This window comes from Gardnerella sp. DNF01159, assembly GCF_049244215.1.
Lineage (GTDB): Bacteria > Actinomycetota > Actinomycetes > Actinomycetales > Bifidobacteriaceae > Bifidobacterium > Bifidobacterium swidsinskii.
Genome location: NZ_CP058387.1, coordinates 294688 through 313254, shown reverse-complemented (window position 1 = coordinate 313254; position 18567 = coordinate 294688). Strand labels below are relative to the sequence as shown.

At 46.5% G+C, this 18567-nt stretch carries 11 protein-coding genes; 4 read left to right on the top strand and 7 right to left on the bottom strand.

Annotation, left to right across the window (positions count from 1 at the left end):
- Positions 1–46: 46 nt before the first annotated feature.
- Together HXT39_RS01155 and HXT39_RS01150 are read right to left on the bottom strand one after the other, a co-directional pair.
- Entirely contained in the window at positions 47–1207 is a 1161-nt protein-coding gene (locus tag HXT39_RS01155) for a class C sortase (RefSeq protein ID WP_082915501.1), read from the bottom strand.
- A gap of 700 nt (positions 1208–1907) precedes the next feature.
- The gene (locus HXT39_RS01150) at positions 1908–3635 is read right to left on the bottom strand and encodes a SpaH/EbpB family LPXTG-anchored major pilin (protein WP_233186338.1); all 1728 of its coding nucleotides are present in this window, start codon (positions 3633–3635) and stop codon (positions 1908–1910) included.
- 396 nt (positions 3636–4031) lie between these two features.
- On the opposite strand from HXT39_RS01150, the gene HXT39_RS01145 reads away from it, so the two are divergent.
- On the top strand, positions 4032–4175 hold the full coding sequence (locus HXT39_RS01145; protein WP_158245251.1) for a hypothetical protein: 144 nt from the start codon (positions 4032–4034) through the stop codon (positions 4173–4175).
- Positions 4176–4406: 231 nt separating this feature from the next.
- On the opposite strand, the gene HXT39_RS01140 is transcribed toward HXT39_RS01145, so the two are convergent.
- From HXT39_RS01140 to rpoB, 5 genes are all read right to left on the bottom strand, one after another.
- Positions 4407–4760, bottom strand: a complete 354-nt coding sequence (locus HXT39_RS01140; protein WP_199172872.1) for a helix-turn-helix domain-containing protein — start codon at positions 4758–4760, stop codon at positions 4407–4409.
- A 158-nt stretch (positions 4761–4918) separates the two neighbouring features.
- On the bottom strand, positions 4919–5275 hold the full coding sequence (locus tag HXT39_RS01135) for a type II toxin-antitoxin system RelE/ParE family toxin (RefSeq protein WP_004109288.1): 357 nt from the start codon (positions 5273–5275) through the stop codon (positions 4919–4921).
- A 232-nt stretch (positions 5276–5507) separates the two neighbouring features.
- A complete protein-coding gene (locus tag HXT39_RS01130; RefSeq protein WP_103013813.1) occupies positions 5508–6590 on the bottom strand; it encodes an ORF6N domain-containing protein in 1083 nt (360 codons plus the stop codon).
- A 668-nt stretch (positions 6591–7258) separates the two neighbouring features.
- The gene (locus HXT39_RS01125) at positions 7259–11278 is read right to left on the bottom strand and encodes a DNA-directed RNA polymerase subunit beta' (protein WP_103013812.1); all 4020 of its coding nucleotides are present in this window, start codon (positions 11276–11278) and stop codon (positions 7259–7261) included.
- 70 nt (positions 11279–11348) lie between these two features.
- On the bottom strand, positions 11349–14897 hold the full coding sequence (gene rpoB / locus HXT39_RS01120; RefSeq protein WP_199172876.1) for a DNA-directed RNA polymerase subunit beta: 3549 nt from the start codon (positions 14895–14897) through the stop codon (positions 11349–11351).
- A gap of 871 nt (positions 14898–15768) precedes the next feature.
- On the opposite strand from rpoB, the gene HXT39_RS01115 reads away from it, so the two are divergent.
- From HXT39_RS01115 to HXT39_RS01105, 3 genes are all read left to right on the top strand, one after another.
- Positions 15769–16470 carry a tRNA (cytidine(34)-2'-O)-methyltransferase gene (locus HXT39_RS01115; RefSeq protein WP_004109264.1) on the top strand — a complete coding sequence of 234 codons (702 nt, stop codon included), beginning with the start codon at positions 15769–15771 and terminating at the stop codon, positions 16468–16470.
- Between the two features lie 33 nt (positions 16471–16503).
- Positions 16504–17499 carry an A/G-specific adenine glycosylase gene (locus tag HXT39_RS01110; protein WP_103013911.1) on the top strand — a complete coding sequence of 332 codons (996 nt, stop codon included), beginning with the start codon at positions 16504–16506 and terminating at the stop codon, positions 17497–17499.
- A gap of 114 nt (positions 17500–17613) precedes the next feature.
- A complete protein-coding gene (locus HXT39_RS01105) occupies positions 17614–18423 on the top strand; it encodes a hypothetical protein (protein WP_219705480.1) in 810 nt (269 codons plus the stop codon).
- Positions 18424–18567 lie beyond the last annotated feature (144 nt).

The window sequence follows — 18567 nt, the reverse complement described above, 5'->3', positions numbered from 1 at the left end:
TATTAAGTTTTTCTATTAAGTTTTGTTATTGCCTATAAGCAATCGCTCATAAACCAAGGATGCTTATAAGCCAGTCGAAAGTCTTTTCGCCGTGACTGCCCCTCTTACGTTTCTTACGCGAGCTAGACTTTTTGACCTTCGGCCTCTTTTTTGACTGATTCGCAATCGCCCTAGCTTCCTCACGCGCAAGATCTTCTCTGCGTACAGTACTATCTTTCGCGCTACTTAACTCTCTATCTTCTTCGCTACTTGCAGCACTACTTGACTCGCTATCCTTCGCACTATCTTTCGCGCTATCTTTCGCACTATCTTCTTCGTCTTCCTTCTTTTTCTTCTTAACCGGCAGACCAGCCCACCAAACGTAGCCGCCCACAACGCACAAGCTACCAAAGCAGCCCAAAACCCACCACGGGAATCGCGGAACATCCGGCTTCTTGCCACGAAGCGCCTTATCCGCCGCAGGCGTTGGCACAACTCGCTCACCAGTCACCAAAATGCGCTGCGTGTTAATGCCGAGCGGCGTGCAAGTAATAAGTGTCACCAAATCCTTGCCAGGAACAGCTGCAATCTTCTTCGTCTCATCAGGGTTCACAACGATTTTGTCAACTACCTTGTAGGTGAGAATCTCGTCGAAAACCTCAATTGTAAAAGTGTCACCTTTTCCAACTTCGTCCAGCCTTGTGAACATTTCCGCACTTGCCAAACCGCGATGCCCCGTAATCACAGAGCGCGCGCCCTTGCCGCCAACCGGAAGCGAAGTTCCACGCAAATGACCAAGACCTTTCAGAAGAGTGGCATCTTCTGTGCCGTGATACACAGGCAAATCAAGATCAATTTTTTTGATTCGCAAACGAGCCATCAACCCGTCGTCGTTCACTTTCAACTGATCCCAATAATCCTGACTCGCATCGGAAGTAACTCCGTGAGAAGTCGGTATGTTAGTATTTGCTTCGTAAATAGCACCCGACGAAAGCTGACTGTTATACTCACGAGCGCGGCGGAGCTGCTCATGCGGAGCAGGAACAGCATGAGTTATAAGCTTCGCGTACTCAGCAGCAACTTCCGACATGTGGTATTGGCTTAGCCACATGGCGGCGTGCGGATAAATAAGCGACGCAAACGACGCAAGCAACAGCAAAGCAGGGACTATGCAGGACTTAGAGAAGTGCCAGTTTTTGGCGTTGTTGCGCGAGTTTATTTTCGATATTCTTTGGTATCGTCTATGAGTTTTGGCTGATGTTCTTGTTCTTTGGGCTTGACGAGACTGGAAAATTTGTGTTTGCGCAAGCTCCCGTCCTTCGTCGCTTTGGCTGTTAAAGGCTTTACTGTCTGCTTTGTTCTTAAAAGAACGTAGCTTCCTCAGTCCTCTTTTATTGCTGAACACAATTTTTCCAGCCTCTCAACATACTAAACAACAACACAAAACTCATAGACTCGTGCAAAAGTTACGCAACTGCGTGGTTTACTAAGTGCAACTAGAGTCGCACAATTAAGCTGCGGATGGGTTGATGGTGAGTGTGTTTGATGTGATGTGCGCAGTAGCAATGACGCTAGTGTTCTTTAAGCAATAAATACTCAACGTCCGCAGAGCATTAATGCTAAAGTTCGCTAATCAATAAATAATCGACGTTTGCAAAGCATTGGCGCAAAGCTACAGAAGCAACTTCAGCAGAGCAAAACTGCAAAGCTACAAAACCACTTTTCGCAGAAGCATTGGCGCAAAGCTTCGGAAACATTTGCCGGAGAATTTCCGGCGTTTGCGCTCCAACCTGACTGCGCAACTAATCCGCTCAAACCGGTTGCATAGCTTGTTTCGAAACCAAACTATGCAACCGGTTTGAGCAGATCAGCTGAACAATCATCCAAGCCACTCAGCCAACTAAGTCACTCAGCCAGCCGATTGAGTTTTACTCCTGTTCCTGCTCCTTGCGACGCTTCATCACAATGTAGAAGAGCGTGCCAGCGATGCCAACAATGCCGCAAACCGTCAAAATCACCAAGCCGCGAGCACCAGTCATAGGCAAGTTGCCAAGAATCTTGTCGAGAGAAGTAGACTTCTTGTTGTTAATCTTCAATGTGTTAGCTGAATTGTCAGCACCAGCAGTGAGATTCACACAATGAAGCTTGTTATCAAGTTCAAATCCATCTGGAGCCTTAGTTTCAACTGCGCAATAAACGTGCGAAACATTAGCACCATTACCAACGAAGAAGGAGTCAGAAGCTTTACCTTTATCATCAGTTGCAGTCATTGTACGAACATGTCCGCCGGTCTTTACTAAATCACTTCCAGCAGCGTCAACTATCTTACCTTTAAGGTCATCTACAGTTTTACCTGGAGCAGCTTCATAGACATTAAAGATTGCACCCTGCAAAGGTTTACCATTGTCCTTATTGTCGTTATCACTCAATCCAACCTTATCAATGGTGAGCTTAGCGAAATTAGTGGTATCTCCACCTTCGTGAGGATGATTTGGGTCTTCATCACATGGTTTTTGCTTAGTTGGAATACAGCCTGGAGTTTTACCTCCCTCGCCGGTTGCAACTCCATCCACATCAGTGTTTATGTAGTTCTTAATATTTCCAGGAGCAATAACTGTTGTTACAACTGTTGCTGTAAGTTTACCGCCAACTTTGGCAGAAGCCTTAGTTAAACCAGTTGTAGTTAGCTTAACGCGAATCCACTTGACGTTCTTGAGGTTCTCAGATTTAGCTAAGTTTACCTTATCTGGATTATTACCAATTGAAGAATATCCTTCAACTTCATAATCCGTCGTCTCTAAAGTATCAGAGGCGTTGCCATCTTTATCAGTAACCTTCACATTCTTAACACTGCTATAGTTCAAGAAGTCTGTGTTAATCGGGTCAGTGAAGGAAACATTTGTATAGGTTTTGCCACCATCTTTAATAGCGGTGAGCGGGATGGAAATATCCCAACCCATAGTCGTCGTAGTGCCATCAATGAATGGCTTGTTTGGAGCAGTCTGAGCTTTCTTCTCTACCTTGCTGGTGCTAACGTCGTTTTTTGGATAAATCTTTAAATTGTAAATCCAAGTATGAGTCTGCGTATCTGGAAGAGGAACCGTTACAAGGAATGGGTTAACTTGCTTAGTAACCTTAATAGGTTTCCCATCTTTCTTAGGCGCACTATTAGCCAAGTCTTCTTCTACCAAGTACAAGCCGTACGTAGCACCAAGATTGAATGTTGTAGAACCATCTGTACCAGTCTCTTGTTCTACAACGTCAGCTTTTGCTTCAGAAGCCTTCAATCCTGCATCTTGCAAAGCCTTAGCAGCAGTCTTATTCTCAACATTTAAATCTTTGATAGCTGTCCAACCAGTTGTCTTGGACAAATCAATCTTGTTGCCATTAGTATCAACAATTGGAGTAATCTTGAACTTCACGCCTGAAATTGGTTTTTGTGCATCTGGAATTTTCTGCTCTTTACCATTATTCCTAACAGAACCCTCAGGACCTTCATACTTGTAAATGGTAATAGAGGTAGCCTGACCAGATTTAATATTCGCGGTATTTTCACCTTGAGTAGGAGTATTAGAAGCCGACTCACCACCAGCCCACGCTATGGATCCAGCGATGCAGCAGGTACCGAGCGTGCAGGAGGCAGCTACGAGTGCCACGGCGCGTTTTAACTTTGAAGTCTGTAGACGCATATTTCCTCTCTTCAATAAGTAAACTAATCGTCTTACATCTTTATTTAGGCTCAACAGCAGGTTACAAGCTAAACAAAAGGTTATGACATACTGACAATTATGTCGTTATGACATACTGACAATTGCATTGACGACAGCATCAGTGCAAACACACAGATGCGAACGCAGAAATACAACTGCAAACTTTCATCATTTAGCTATTCTTCGCAAATTGTGCGATAACGCTCAACCGTGAGTACATATAATATTAATCGATATTTAGACGAAAAATGAGATGTAGTATAACACAGTCAAATGTTTATGTTTCTGAGCATCTACCCCCCCCCCCGGTACAAAAATCGTTGAAAAACAACGGATTTGGGGGTGACAAATAACCAGCTCTTTTTGTTTTTTGCGTTTTTTATTTTTTCTCAAAACCCAAACCATCGGCGTGTCGCATTGCCCTTGCTTGAAGCTGCATTGCGTGCTTCAAGCAAGCTCAATGCGGTAGCGCTTGCTGAGGGTTGAAAGCACGGTGTGCTTTCAACGCAAGCGAGGTCTACCTTCGTCTCGATTGACGAAGGCAGGACAGGTTCGTGTGGCTGTGCTTTAGAAATTATGTTGTGCTTTACGCACAACCGCGCGCACGATTGTGCTTTCTTTATATTCCTAACGAAAAGTCAACCTGTCGGAATTTCCAACAAGTTCGTTTGGAAAGTACAAGGCAAGTTGAGCGCTAAATCGCAGCGCTAAAACACGTCAACGCGCATTCGGCACAAACTCAATCCTGCAAGTCGCATTCAAAGCATTTGCAATACGATTCAAAAGCGCAATAGTCGGATTCCTCGAACCATTTTCCAACCTGCTAATATCCGACTGACTTATACCCGTCTTCTCCGACAGCTCAGCCTGAGTCAAACCAGCCCTTTTTCTCGCCATCACAAGCGACATAGTCAAGTCTCTTTCCGGCTGAAGCGCATCATACTCTTTCTTGAACTCGGGATCCTTCATAAGCTCGTCCGTGAGTTCATGCAAATCATTCATTCGCGTTTCCTGCACTGCACGCGCTCCCTGCACTGCGCACGTTCGCAGCAACTCTTGCTTTCTCTTCATTACTCGTGTTCCCCGCACTACGTGCATTTCCTGCACTGCGCACGTTCGCAGCAACTCTTGCTTTCTCTTCATTACTCGCGTTCCTCGCACTACGCACGTTCCCTGCAACTCTTGCTTTTCCTGCACTACGCACGTTCCCTGCAACTCTTGCTTTTCCATCACAAGCCCATCTTTCTATTAAAATATTCAGCCCTTCTCTGCATAGCGACCAATATTTCACTACGCGGAGTTTTCTGCTGCTTTTTAACGAATCCGTTGGTAGCAACAATGATCTTATCCGCATCAAAAAAGTATAAAATACGCACTATGTTGCTACCTAAAATAGTGCGAAGCTCAAAAATATGGTTGCCAACATGCTTACTAAGCGGCTCCCTCGCATCGTTTCCCAACATCTCCAAGCGATGCAAATCAGAAACCACCTTCGCGCGCAACTTGACATCTAAACTTTTAATAAACTCGCGTACTGGCTTATCACCATCCTTATCACTGTAAAAAATCACATCAAACAATTCCACAACCCCCTGCTTATGTTATATATAGCATAATCGCTTGTATACATCTTGTCAAAACAAGCAACCAGCAACCCTAACGCAGAAACAGTACTGCGCCAGTGTCCCAAAACAAGCAAAATCAGACACTAACGCAGAAAACACGCGCTCTCTAATTTGCAGTAATTAAAAAGACGATAGATTTTCGCTTCTACCGCCTTTTAAAGTTCATACAACTTCCTACTTTGCTCTTTGTGTATTAAATTTTCAAATTCTTATTGTTTAACATTCCAGCAAACATTGTATGATACATATCCTTAGATGATTCTTCTATTTGAGTAATACTTGATATTTTATTTCCCGCATCCTTTGATGATGCTCCACAAAGATAAAAGACTTCATTTTCTGTCCCAAAATCTAGTGCAATATATCTATCGTGGTATTTTTTATCGGATACCTTCAGATTCAGGTCTATATTAGGATAATCTTTTCTAAAATCATCTAAAATATTTTTTGTAAGCATATCTTTATTTCTTACATTATCGCTAAAAACTATGATTTGTATGTTATCTCTTGCAGCCCTTAAAAGTTCCAAAGTTTTAAGCCCTATATAGTTATCTATAACATAAATGCTTTTCTTTGCTGACTTATATATTTTTGTATAGGCAACATCTGCTTCTATCTTATCTCCATTCAGCAAAAGAAAATGCTTGTAGGTGTTACTATCTATAAAATTATCCATTACCTTTTTCAAATCTTCTTTTGTTGCCAAAGTGCTAATTTTATCGTTTATATTTGCTATTTCTTTTGAATGCTGCATTATATCATTTGTATTTTGGCTTGTTTGCAATAACAGTTGCGTCATTTCTTTTGAACTAAGAAAGTCTCTATTTTCAACAATGAAGTCTTTCATCTGCTTGAACATTCGTATTAAAGCCTTGCTCTGTTTAACTGCCAGTTCTCCCCTTAATACAGTCATAAGCATATAGATGCCCTGTTCTGTGAAAACATATGGCTTGTATTTAATGTTACTGCCTCTGCCTTGCGCTTTGTTCAAGGTCGCAAAATGCGACCTTGAACGTTCATATACTTGCCCATCGTTCAAGGTGCCAAAACGGTACCTTGAAAGTTCATATACTTCTTCACCGGTTAATTGAAACATAAAATCGTCATCAAATTTTTCAATATTCCTTTTAACCTGTTCGTTAAATCTTTTTGTAGAGTATCCATAAATTTCAGCTAAATCCGAATCAAGCATAACTTTTTGATTTCTTATATAGTGAATCTTACTTTTAATCGTAGTTTCATCTATTATCACAATCTCTTTCTTCTCTTCTGCCATAATGCCCCCAACATTATCTAAATATCTTTCCCAATACGCCACGTACTGCGTAACTTTTACTGCGTAACTTTTTTAAATCAACTGCGCCAGCAACAAATAAACAACATCGTGCGTAGATTTATTAGTTTTTGAGCTGAATTAATAGGTAGGATGCATCTATGCTCTATTTCAGCGTCTCTTATCATACGTATCATTTCGTTGTTAGTTTTAGGCATACTACTGAAGTTATTTGAGAATACGATGAATAGACAATAAATTTATAACATTGTGGTTAAAAGGTGTTGTAGTACGATTCATGTGTTACTCATGCAGTAAGCCGACTGCGCCAGTGTCCGAAAGTAGGCAAAATCAGACACGCACGCAGAAACAGTACTGCACTAGTGTCCCAAAACAAGCAAAATCAGACACGCACGCAGTTAATGCTCGCGCAGATTGCGCGCTCGCTTGCGAAACTCGCGTTGAAAGCACACTGTGCTTTCAACTTAAGCGAGTTTCCGCTCCGAATTGCTTTCGCGCGCTACGCTCTATGCGCGAAAGCAGGTCGTCACGCTGCCCAGTAACGAAAAAACGGCATTATACGTTATTAACGCAGAAAGCATACTGTGCCAGTAACAAAATGGGGCTTCAAGCCCGAAAGCTTGAAGCCCCATTTTTATATCAGACTAGCGTCACTCAGCTTCGTCGCCGTAATCACCCTGACCACCCTGATCATCAAGGTAATCATCTGGATTAAAGTCGTCGCCGAGCTTCATGTCGCCAAAATCAATGTTGGAGAAGTCAACATCGCCCATATCGCTCTCACCGAAGTTCGAAGGCGTGCTATCTGCACCACCCAAACCAAAGTTCGGATAAATAGAGTCACGCACCTGAGGATCCGGCTCCACGTTAGCGTTGCGGTAACGCGCCAAACCGGTACCAGCTGGGATGAGCTTACCGATAATCACGTTCTCCTTCAAGCCCTTGAGGTCATCTTCCTTCTGGCTTAAGGCGGCCTCAGTAAGCACGCGCGTAGTCTCCTGGAACGATGCTGCAGAAAGCCAAGAATCCGTAGCCAAAGAAGCCTTGGTAATACCCATAAGCTCTGGTCGACCAGCAGCAGGCTTGCCACCGTTCTTAACGGCAGCCAAGTTTGCCTCACGGAACTTTGCCTGATCCACAAGCTCACCTGGAAGAAGATCCGTATCGCCAGAATCGATCACCGTAATACGGCGAAGCATCTGGTGCACAATAACTTCAATGTGCTTGTCGTGAATATCAACGCCCTGAGAACGGTAAACGTTGTGAACTTCTTCCACAATATTCACCTGAGCTGCGCGCGGACCAAGGATTCGCAAAATCTTCTTAGGATCCACAGAACCCTCAATCAGCTGCGTACCAACGTCAACATGCTCGCCATCCTTTACCAGCATTGGCGCACGACGCGTCACAGGGTAAACGATTGGCTCAACCGTAGTGTCGTCTGGAGTCAAAGTCACCTGACGACCATGGTCAGTATCCTCAACCTTCACAACGCCTGGGAACTCAGCGATTGGAGCCTCACCCTTAGGAGTACGAGCCTCGAAAAGCTCCGTAACACGAGGAAGACCCTGAGTAATATCAGAAGCCGAAGCGACGCCACCAGAGTGGAAGGAACGAAGCGTAAGCTGCGTACCAGGCTCACCAATGGACTGTGCTGCAACAATACCAACAGCCTCGCCAACATCCACGAGTCGGCTCGTAGCCAAGGACCATCCGTAGCACTTTGCGCAAACGCCGCGCTTAGATTCGCAAGTAAGCACAGAACGCGCCTTAACTTCCTCAACGCCGTGCGCAACCAAATCGCGCAAAACGTCCATAGAAAGCGCATCTCCGCACTTTGCCAAAACTGTAGTGCCGTCAGCAGGATCGAGCACGTCTGCAGCAAGCAAGCGCGAGTATGGACCGCCATCAGCAGCCTTAACAAGCGTCAAATTGCCGTTTTCGTCGCGATCAGCAATCTTCATCATAAGACCGCGCTTAGTGCCACAATCTTCTTCGCGAACGATTACTTCCTGCGAAACGTCCACAAGACGACGAGTCAAGTAGCCAGATTCTGCCGTACGAAGTGCGGTATCTGCCAGGCCCTTACGAGCGCCGTGCTGGGAGATGAAGTACTCCAACACAGACAAGCCGTCGCGGTAGTTTGACTTAACAGGTCGAGGAATAATCTCGCCCTTAGGGTTTGCCACGAGGCCTCGCATACCAGCAATCTGGCGAATCTGCATCCAGTTACCACGTGCGCCTGACTGAACCATGATGTTCACGTTGTTGTCGTCGTGGAAGTTTTCGCGCATTGCGTCTGCAACCTTGTCGGTGCATTCAGTCCACAAGTTAATCAACTCTTGACGACGTTCTTCGTCGGTAAGAAGACCCATATCGTACTGGGAGTTGATTTTTGCAGCCTGATCCTCGTAATCTTGCGCGATTTGTTCGCGATTTGGAGGAAGCACAATGTCGGAGAATGCCATCGTTACGCCAGACCAAGGAGCGCGAGTAAAGCCGAGATCCTTCAAAGCGTCGAGTGTTGCTGCAACTTGAGCTGTAGAATAGCGGGTTGCAATTTCGTCGACGATCTTAGAAAGTACGCCCTTTGGCACCTGCTCGTTTACGAACGGATAGTCGACTGGCAAAGTTCCGTTGAACAAAATGCGTCCGCAAGAAGTTGCAAACAGTACAGTTCCGTCCTTAAAACGCTCTTCGCGCACAACGTCCGGGCTGCCTGGCTCAGGGTCGACAACCTTAAGCTCAGCAGGCTCCCAATTCTTTGGCAATACGAAGTCTGCAGGAACTCGAATCAGCACCTTAGCTTGCATGTCAATCTCATGCTTGTCGAGAGCCATTTCAGCTTCAGCAAGCGAGGAGAAAATACGACCCTGACCCTTTGCTCCGTCAATTACGGTAGACAAGTAGTAAAGACCCAGAATCATATCCTGAGAAGGCATTGTAACGGTGTGACCGTCTGCTGGCTTCAAGATATTGTCGGAAGCCATCATCAAAGTGCGTGCTTCGGCTTGAGCTTCTGCAGAAAGCGGAAGATGCACTGCCATCTGGTCACCATCGAAGTCTGCGTTGAATGCTGCGCAGGCAAGTGGTGGCAGGTGGATTGCTTTACCTTCAACCAAAATTGGCTCAAATGCTTGAATACCCAAGCGGTGAAGTGTAGGTGCGCGGTTAAGAAGCACAGGATGCTCGGAAATAACTTCCTCCAAGACGCCCCAAACTTCGGAGTCGCCGCGGTCAACCAAACGCTTTGCGCTCTTCATATTCTGAGCGAAGCCCTGATCTACCAAACGCTTAATAACGAACGGCTTAAACAGCTCCAATGCCATTGGCTTTGGCAAACCGCACTGATGCATGCGAAGGCTTGGACCAACGACGATTACGGAACGGCCGGAGTAATCAACACGCTTACCGAGCAAGTTCTGACGGAATCGACCTTGCTTACCCTTAAGCATGTCGGAAAGCGACTTTAATGGTCGGTTGGATGCGCCGGTTACTGGGCGTCCGCGGCGACCGTTGTCGAAGAGCGAATCGACTGCTTCCTGAAGCATGCGCTTTTCGTTATTAAGCATGATTTCAGGAGCGCCGAGCTCAATAAGTCGCTTCAAACGGTTGTTACGGTTGATTACGCGACGGTACAAATCGTTCAAATCGGAAGTTGCAAAACGACCACCATCGAGCTGAACCATTGGTCGCAAATCTGGTGGGATTACTGGAATTACGTCCAAAACCATAGCTTCTGGCTTGTTTCCAGTAGTCAAGAATGCGTTTACAACCTTCAGTCGCTTCAAAGCGCGAGCCTTGCGCTGACCGGTTCCGTTGTCGATTTCTGCGCGAAGCTCCTCTGCGGCAGACTTCAAATCGAAGTCCTGCAAACGCTTCTTAATAGCTTCAGCACCCATGCAGCCTTCGAAGTAGTCACCGTAGCGATCTTCCATCTCGCGCCACAAGTCAACGTCGCCTTCCATGTCTCCGGCACGCAAGCCCTTGAAGCGGTCGAACACGGCATTCAAACGCTGAATCTGCTCGTCGTAACGGGTGCGAATAGCAGACATTTCGCGTTCTGCACTAGCGCGCAGCTTAGATTTTGCAGCACCTTTGCTTTCGCCAGATTCTTCCAGCTCGTGCAAGTCTTCTTCAACTTTCTTTGCGCGCGCTTCAATTTCGTTATCGCGGCGCTTGCGAAGGTTGCCGATTTCGGTATCGAATTCGTCTTGCAAATCTGGAAGATCTTGATGACGCTGTTCTTCGTCGACTTTCGTAACCATGTAGGCTGCGAAGTAGATTACTTTTTCAAGATCCTTAGGTGCAATGTCGAGCAAGTAGCCCAAACGGCTTGGCACACCCTTGAAGAACCAAATGTGCGTTACCGGAGCTGCAAGCTCAATATGACCCATGCGTTCGCGGCGAACGCGGCTGCGGGTAACTTCCACGCCGCATCGCTCGCACACGATTCCCTTAAAGCGCACGCGCTTATACTTACCACACGCGCACTCCCAATCGCGAGTTGGACCGAAAATCTGCTCACCGAACAGACCGTCCTTCTCTGGCTTTAGGGTACGGTAATTAATGGTTTCTGGCTTCTTTACTTCGCCGTGGCTCCAGCTACGGATATCTTCGGCGGTGGCCAGTCCAATCCTCAGTTTGTCAAATGCGTTGACGTCCAGCACTCTTATCGTCCTGTCTCATGAAATTGTTTTCTAATGTTTCTTAATTTCTTAAAGTGTGTTCGTTACCGAATCACTGGTATTCAGGTTCAACAGCAATCTGATCTTCCTTGGCGGACGAATCTGGTCGAGCGCCAATATTGAAGCCAAGATCGTCGGAAGATGAAACTGGGTCGTCCTCTTCATCCTTCATGTCGATTGCAACGCCTTCAGCGTTCAACACTTCAACATTAAGGGAAAGCGACTGCATTTCCTTAAGCAACACCTTGAAGGATTCAGGAATGCCAGCTGGTGGCAGGTTATCGCCCTTGACGATAGCACCATACACGCGCACGCGACCGTCGACGTCATCAGACTTCGTAGTCATCATTTCGTGCAATGTGTAAGCAGCACCATAAGCCTCGAGCGCCCACACTTCCATTTCGCCGAAGCGCTGACCGCCGAACTGAGCCTTACCACCCAACGGCTGCTGGGTAATCATGGAGTAAGGACCAGTGGAACGTGCATGAATCTTATCATCAACCAAGTGATGCAGCTTCAAAATGTACATGTAGCCCACAGAAATTGGCTTCGGGAATGGCTCACCAGTACGACCGTCGAATAAGGTTGCCTTACCGTCGGAGCCAACAAGCTTGTCACCATCGCGATTTGCGAGTGTTGTAGAAAGCAAGCCCTTCAAAGTTTCTGGGCGCACGCCGTCGAATACTGGTGTTGCAACTGGAGTGCATGGATTGCCATGCTCAGCACCTTGCGGCACGTACTTCTTCCAAGCTGCTTCCAAGTCTGGATCCAAGTTAATATCCCAGCCAGCGTGAGCAATCCAACCCAAGTGAAGCTCGAGCACCTGACCCAAGTTCATTCGAGAAGGCACACCCAACGGGTTAAGCATGATGTCAACTGGAGTACCATCAGCCAAGAATGGCATATCTTCTTCTGGCAAAATGCGGGAAATAACACCCTTGTTGCCGTGACGACCGGAAAGCTTATCGCCTTGCGTAATCTTACGATGCTGAGCAATGTAAACGCGAATCATTTGGTTCACGCCGTTTGGAAGCTCGTCACCGTCGTCTTCAGCGTCTTCACGAGTGATTTCCTTAACTGCAATCACAGTACCAGTCTCACCGTGTGGCACGCGCAAAGAAGTATCGCGCACTTCGCGGCTCTTTTCACCGAAGATTGCACGAAGCAAACGCTCTTCTGGAGTAAGCTCGGTTTCGCCCTTAGGAGTTACCTTACCAACCAAAATATCGCCGGCTTCGACTTCAGCGCCGATGCGAATAATGCCGCGCTCGTCAAGATTTGCAATCGCATCTTCACCAACGTTTGGCAAGTCACGAGTAATCTCTTCGGAACCAAGCTTGGTTTCACGAGCGTCGATTTCGTATTCTTCAATGTGAATAGAAGAAAGCGTATCGTCTTGCACAAGACGCTGGGAAATAATCACAGCATCCTCGTAGTTGTAACCGTTCCAAGGCATGAATGCAACGAGCAAGTTCTTACCCAATGCAAGTTCGCCCTTTTCGGTTGCAGGACCGTCTGCCAAAACAGTACCAGCTTCAACACGCTCGCCATCTTTAATAAGCGGCACTTGGTTGTAGCAAGTAGTCTGGTTAGAACGCTGGAACTTTGAAAGCTTGTAGCTGGACTGAGTTCCATCGTCGTTCATAACGCGAATAATATCTGCAGAAACGTAAGTTACTACGCCCGGCTTTTCAGCCAAGATTACGTCGCCAGAATCAACTGCTGCACGCCATTCAGAACCGGTACCAACAAGTGGTCGCTCCGACTTAATAAGCGGCACAGCCTGACGCTGCATGTTCGTACCCATCAATGCACGGTGACCTTCATCGTGCTCCAAGAATGGAATCAAGGAAGCACCAAGGGAAACCATCTGACGTGGGGAAACATCCATGTAATCTACAGTGCTTACAGGCACATCGACTGCTTCTTCTTCGTCCACGCGAGCAAGTGCTTGAGTGCCAACGAAGTTGCCGTTTTCGTCGAGTTCCTGGTTTGCTTGAGCAATAACGTGCTCGGCTTCGCGGTCTGCAGTCATGTATTCAACTTCGTTAGTTACGTGACCATTCACAACCTTGCGGTATGGGGTTTCGATGAAGCCGAATGGGTTGATGCGTCCGAAGGTTGCCAAAGAACCGATAAGACCGATGTTTGGACCTTCTGGGGATTCGATTGGGCACATACGTCCGAAGTGGGATGGGTGCACGTCTCGAACTTCCATAGAAGCGCGATCGCGAGAAAGACCACCAGGACCAAGTGCGGAAAGACGACGCTTGTTCGTAACTCCTGCCAAAGGATTGTTTTGATCCATAAACTGGCTGAGCTGGGAAGTTCCGAAGAATTCCTTAATAGTTGCGTTTACTGGACGAATGTTAATCAAGGACTGAGGAGTAATTGCCTCTGCATCCTGAGTTGTCATACGTTCGCGCACAACGCGCTCCATGCGGCTTAAGCCGGTACGAAGCTGATTCTGCACAAGCTCGCCAACCTGACGAATACGACGGTTGCCGAAATGATCGATATCGTCAACGTCAACGCGCAACTGCACGTCTTGACCGTCGCGCTTACCTGGGAAGGTTTTTTCGCCGGAATGCAACGTTACCAAGTACTTAATAGTTGCGATAATATCTTCGCGGTTCAAGCTACGATCGCTGTAATCTGCTTCAATACCGAGCTTGCGGTTGATCTTATAGCGACCAACGCGAGCCAAATCGTAACGCTTTGTGTTGAAGTAGAAGGAATCGAGAAGGTTGCGACCAGCTTCTGGAGTTGCAGTATCTGCAGGGCGAATCTTACGGTACAAATCGGTAAGTGCATCGTCTTGCGTTTCGATAGGCTCTTTTGCGAGCGCATCCAAAACAAGTGGGTATCCTTGGAAAGCATCGGCAATTTCGTCTTTCGTCATGCCAATAGCCATAAGGAATACGATTGCAGACTGCTTACGCTTGCGGTCAACGCGAACGCCTAAAACGTCACGCTTGTCGATCTCAAATTCCAGCCATGCACCGCGGCTTGGAATAATCTTCGCACCGAAAACATCCTTGTCGGAAGTGCGATCCTGCGTGCGATCAAAATACACGCCTGGAGAGCGCACAAGCTGCGAAACAATTACTCGCTCGGTGCCGCCAATAATAAAAGTACCGTGTGGAGTTTGAAGTGGGAAATCACCCATGAAAACAGTTTGGCTCTTAATTTCACCAGTTTCGCCGTTTTCAAACTCAGCATTCACATAAAGTGGAGCAGAATAGGTGTAATCCTTTTCCTTGCACTCGAGCACAGTGTGGCGTGGCTCTTCAAAGTATGGATCAGAGAATGTGAGACTCATTGTCTCAGCAAAGTTCTCAATTGGGGAAATCTCCTGGAAGACTTCATCGAGACCAGAAACATGAGGCACGGTGTGAGTTCCGTTTGCTTCATCTTCTGCAACGCGCTTCTTCCAGCGTTCAGAGCCGATCAACCAATCAAAGCTGTCGGTTTGCACGCCGAGGAGGTATGGCACATCAATAGGCTCACAAATGGAGCCAAAATTCACACGATCTGACGCTTTATGCAACTTAATATCATGTTCGTCAGCACGTGCGATGACTTTCGTGGTGCTCGTCATAGCTTGTTCAGCAGCCAATGGACGTTCCTTTATCACTCGCTAGTTAACTATTTAATCTTTGAAAAACTAAAGAAAATCGCGGCAAACGAAACTGCCAAATAAGCAAGTTGCGATGCGCGGGCGCCTTCTTCGGTTCCATGAGCATGCCCGCTATATGACACACCTTACACAGAACCTCTACTTTACCAAAAACTAAAGACTTCCTTATTAATAAAAAAAGTCCGCTCTAGCGCTTGCAATTTCTGGGATGCTTAATATTCTCTACTTCAGTGGAACGAATATTCGTGTGGTGAGATTTGAGATTTTTCGCACTGAGCGAGGCGAACGTCAGAGCCGCAGGCTGCTGATTCGCCAAGCGAAGAAGAAAAATCGAAAAATCTCTGCGATAAGGCACGGTTATTAACGATTAAACACGCAGAGTTTGGGGGATTTCTTTACGAGCACTAAAAGAGGACTGCGCATTGACTTGCCGGAGCGCTTAAAGCCGTAGTGCGCAGAGGCACTTCAATGCGGAAACTCGCTAAAGTTGGAAGTCCAGTGGACTTCCAACGCGAGTTTCGCAAGCGAGCGTAATAAAACGCGAGCGTATCGTTAAAAAACGTTTAAGAATAAAGCGCACGAAAGAACGCTCACGCGCACAGCGCGCTCGCTACTGAGCTTGCGTTGAAAGCACACCGTGCTTTCAACTTGAGCAAGCTCACGCTCCGAGTTGCTTTCGCGCGCACAATGCTGCGCTCAAGCAGGTCGTAGCACATGCGAGGAGAGAAATCCCCCAAAACTCGCGCCACGGCAAACGATACAAGTTGCGAGTAAACTAAATACGTTACGATTACGAAGTTACGTAAAGATACTTAAAAAGCTAAGGAATAGCATGAATAACAGCGAGAATACGCAAGAAGCAGCAGCCAAAACCAAAAAGCAAACCGAAGCACAAACCGAAGCACACAAAGCAGCAGCAAGCCGCGTAGAGCAAATGTACGAGTACGGCTACCGCAAATCAAATTATGGCCCAGACGAGCTTGTAACCGATGCTCACGGAAATCCAATTAGCGTTATGGACGCAATGCTCAGTGCCGACGATGCCGCGCGCGCAGAAACGCACACTCCTCACCTTTGCTTCTACTCCCCTCGTATTCCAGGAAATACAGGTTCCGCAATTCGACTTTGCGCTGTAACTGGCACTATTTTGCATTTGGTTGAGCCGCTTGGTTTTAATTTGCACGATACTAAATTACGTCGCGCAGGCTTGGATTATCACGATATGGCTCACGTTGTTTTGCACCCGAATTTTGAGAATTTAGTTGAGTCAATGCCAAATTCGCGAATTATTGCGTTTACTGCGAATGCTACGAAACTTTACACTGAAATTGAATATAAGCCGAACGATATTCTGCTTTTTGGACCAGAACCAGGAGATATTCCTGATCCAATGGATGTTATGGCAGGCCCGCACGTGGCAGAGCAGGTGCGTCTTCCTATGCGCCCGTCACTTCGTAGTTTGAATCTTACAAATTGCGCTTCTATTGCAGTGTATGAAGCGTGGAGGCAACTCGGTTTTACAGGCGGAAAGTAATCACAAAAGTATACGACGTTTACATAATTAAGCATGCAACAAGATTCACAATCTCTCCCCGAAGAACATCTCACCGAAGAAACTTCTCAGCCATTGCGCGAATTGGCAACACTTACGCGCGATAATGTTGCACTTTTTTGGCATAGTTGCGCACGCGATTTGCCTTGGAGGTTTGGGCACACTACCCCTTGGGGTGTGCTTGTGTGTGAAGTAATGAGCCAGCAAACGCAAATGAGCCGTGTTGTACCCTATTGGCTCACTTGGATGCAAACTTGGCCAGATGCACAATCACTAGCTCACGCTACGAGTGCTGAAATTATTACAGCTTGGGGTCGCCTCGGCTACCCTCGACGCGCGTTACGTTTACAATCTTGTGCTCAAGTTGTAGCAACAAGATATCGCAATAAGCTGCCATGCACCTATGAAGAACTTATTGCCTTGCCAGGTGTAGGCGATTACACAGCAAGTGCAATACTCAGCTTTGCTTATGGCAAGCACATTGCGGTGATTGATACAAATATTCGCCGCGTACTTATGCGCGCTTTTACTGGAACTGAATCGCATGGTGGCAGCACAACGCAATCTGACCGCGAGCTTGCTGCCGCAGTATTGCCAGAAGATAATCATGTTACTACTGCCACTGCTAACGCTACTAACACCACCAACACTACCTGCACTTCATCCGTTTGGAATCAGGCAATTATGGAAATTGGTGCTACCATTTGCACAGCACGATCTCCGCAATGCACTGCATGTCCTTTGCAAACATGGTGCCGTTTCAAAGCTGCTGGATTTCCAGGTCTTGGCCGCCATACCCGCCCCCAGCAGCATTTTGCCGGCACTAATCGGCAAGTGCGCGGCATTATTTTGCAGGCATTGCGTGAAGCACATAAAAAACAGCAGGTATTGCAACGTTGCGAGATCAACAATTTATGGTCGAATCAAACACAACTTGGCGAATGCATTGCTTCGCTCGATCATGACAGTCTTATCACTATATTGCCAGATGGCACTTTAACATTACCTTAAGTAACTAACTCATTACGTTGCTTTTGTAACTCTTTAATTAACAGCTTAATTACTTTGTATGAGAGTCTACCTTGTGTAGTGAGTACAGTTCATCTCATCGACTTATGTATTACAATGGTAAATATGTCAATGCCAACTACGTCACCACGTGAGCCGCATCGCAATGCGAGTGCAACATCGGTTCGCAACCCGATGCGCAAACCCGTGCGTAAGACCGTACGTAACATGAGCGCAGCAAAACGAAGAATGTATCGTCGTCGCAGAATTGTTGTCGGTATTGCTTTGTTGCTTTTGATTATGTTGGCAATATTTTGTGTTATTAGCTTGAGCAAGGGTATTGCCGCTATTAGTAAAGCGATTGCTGGTCATGAAGTTACCATTGTTCGTCATTCAGTGCCAGACCCCCGTCCTGTTGGATTAACACCTCATTGCACTGATAAAGATATTCGTCTTGAGCTTTCTACTAAGTCACAAACTGTTCCTATGGGCGGTAGTGTTGAGTTGACAGAACGATTTGTGCACGAAGGAAACTCTTCTTGCCTTATTGACGCATCGGATATGAATGCTGTTCTAACTATTAATAGTAGTGAAGAAGTTACGCAAGGTAAGCAAGAAACTAAAGATAATAAAAAGAAAGATAATAAAGACAACAAAGACTTTAAAGACGCAAGTAAGAGCGTTGACTACTTATCACATGCAGTATGGCGTTCTGATAGTTGTGACACTGCATTAAAGCCGCTGCTTATGGCGAAGGGTGATCATTTCGAAAAGAAAATCACTTGGAATACCAATACTACCGTCGGAAAAGGCTGTGTTGCAGATGACGATTTACCGAAGGTGGATCGCGGCACATACGTTGCGCGGCTTGAGCATAAGCGCGTGCCAGGGCTTCACAGCGAGCCAGTGATCATTAATGTGCAGTAGGATTTATGCGTGCGACGACCTGCCGAAGCGCTGCGCTCGTTTTTGTGGACTTATGTGGGGTGTAAGTCCCCAATTGCGCGCATGTTCTCCGGCATTTGCGCTGACGACTGCACCAGTAACGAAAAAACGGTGACGCTCGCGCGG

Coding starts and splice junctions, on each gene's coding strand:
- HXT39_RS01130 (WP_103013813.1), bottom strand. CDS start 6,590: ATGGCAGAAGAGAAGAAAGAGATTGTGATAATAGATGAAACTACGATT.
- HXT39_RS01140 (WP_199172872.1), bottom strand. CDS start 4,760: ATGAAGAGAAAGCAAGAGTTGCTGCGAACGTGCGCAGTGCAGGGAGCG.
- HXT39_RS01110 (WP_103013911.1), top strand. CDS start 16,504: ATGCAACAAGATTCACAATCTCTCCCCGAAGAACATCTCACCGAAGAA.
- HXT39_RS01115 (WP_004109264.1), top strand. CDS start 15,769: ATGAATAACAGCGAGAATACGCAAGAAGCAGCAGCCAAAACCAAAAAG.
- HXT39_RS01105 (WP_219705480.1), top strand. CDS start 17,614: ATGGTAAATATGTCAATGCCAACTACGTCACCACGTGAGCCGCATCGC.
- rpoB (WP_199172876.1), bottom strand. CDS start 14,897: ATGACGAGCACCACGAAAGTCATCGCACGTGCTGACGAACATGATATT.